This is a genomic window from Candidatus Cloacimonadota bacterium, assembly GCA_034661015.1.
Taxonomy (GTDB): Bacteria; Cloacimonadota; Cloacimonadia; order JGIOTU-2; family JGIOTU-2; genus JAYEKN01.
Genome location: JAYEKN010000038.1, coordinates 1 through 1136, shown reverse-complemented (window position 1 = coordinate 1136; position 1136 = coordinate 1). Strand labels below are relative to the sequence as shown.

Annotated in this window: 2 protein-coding genes; both read left to right on the top strand. The window is 37.1% G+C overall.

Features of this window, described 5'->3' with window-relative positions:
* Nucleotides 1-180: 180 nt before the first annotated feature.
* On the top strand, nt 181-540 hold the full coding sequence (locus U9P79_01305) for a hypothetical protein (protein ID MEA2103266.1): 360 nt from the start codon (nt 181-183) through the stop codon (nt 538-540).
* A 12-nt stretch (nt 541-552) separates the two neighbouring features.
* Nucleotides 553-801 carry a hypothetical protein gene (locus U9P79_01300; protein MEA2103265.1) on the top strand — a complete coding sequence of 83 codons (249 nt, stop codon included), beginning with the start codon at nt 553-555 and terminating at the stop codon, nt 799-801.
* Nucleotides 802-1136: the final 335 nt, after the last annotated feature.

Here is a 1136-nt window from a genome sequence, read left to right as displayed (position 1 = left end):
TTACAATATTTTTAAGCTGTGGATGGAATAGATAACTTACGTAACCTGCTGATTTTGTAATAAATAATCACTCATTTTATCAATTCAATTACCTTTAAAAAACGTTACAATATTTGGATCTTATCATCAGCGTGCGGTAAAAAATATTTGTTATTAACCCTGACATAGGAGAAGTGTGCCATGACCAAACGATTTTCGTCACATGAATTATTTGAATTGAGAAATACCATACCTGTGGAGATGTTGATTAAAGACGTTCTTCATATGCCTTCAAAAATCAGTGAGGGCTATTTTCGATTTTTGTGTCCCATTTGCAATGAATTCCAAACAGCAACAAACCCGGCCACCAACCTTGCCCGGTGTTTTCGATGTGAAAGGAATTTCAACACCATTGATCTTGTCATAAGTGTCCAGGGCATTGGGTTTACAGCAAGTGTACAGTTTTTGAAACGTCTACTTGGCAAAATTCCCAATCAGAATAAAGATGCCGGGCAGTCATTAAATCAACTTACAGCCGGTATCGGCCACGCCATGCCATAAAGGATTATGATAATGAAAAATGATCGATTAATTCACCTGGAAAATCTCATCGCCAATAATCAGAGGCATTTTCATGCAACTGGAAAAGCACTGAAAGAGATAAAAGACAACCGGTTGTACAAACAGATTTTTTTTAAAACCTTTGAAGCTTACGCAAAAGACCGATGGGATATGGGTAAATCCCAGGTCTATCGCCTGATTGATGCTTACCAGGTTTTTAACAATTTGTCCCCGATTGGGGGAAGATCTTCCCGCAAATGAATTCTATATACGTCCATTGACCTCATTCTCTCCCCTTGACGAATCTAATGGGGTCGGGCCGCACTAAGTATTGACGAATCTAATGGGGTCGGGCCGCACTAAGTATCTGAAATATAAGCAGATACCTTCTAAAAAAGGGCTTAAAACAGGCTTAGAGTGCCAATTTTGACCCCAAAATTAGCGGTTTAAGAGAAAAGAGAGGAAAAAGCACCAAATCAAAAATCAATCCTTGACATTGCTATATTAAATATTTATAATTTGGATTATGAAAATACAAATATTAAATATACTTATTTTGTTCCAGCTTTTTTGTCCTGGTGTTTTATTAGCTTTGG

Coding starts and splice junctions, on each gene's coding strand:
- U9P79_01305 (MEA2103266.1), top strand. CDS start 181: ATGACCAAACGATTTTCGTCACATGAATTATTTGAATTGAGAAATACC.
- U9P79_01300 (MEA2103265.1), top strand. CDS start 553: ATGAAAAATGATCGATTAATTCACCTGGAAAATCTCATCGCCAATAAT.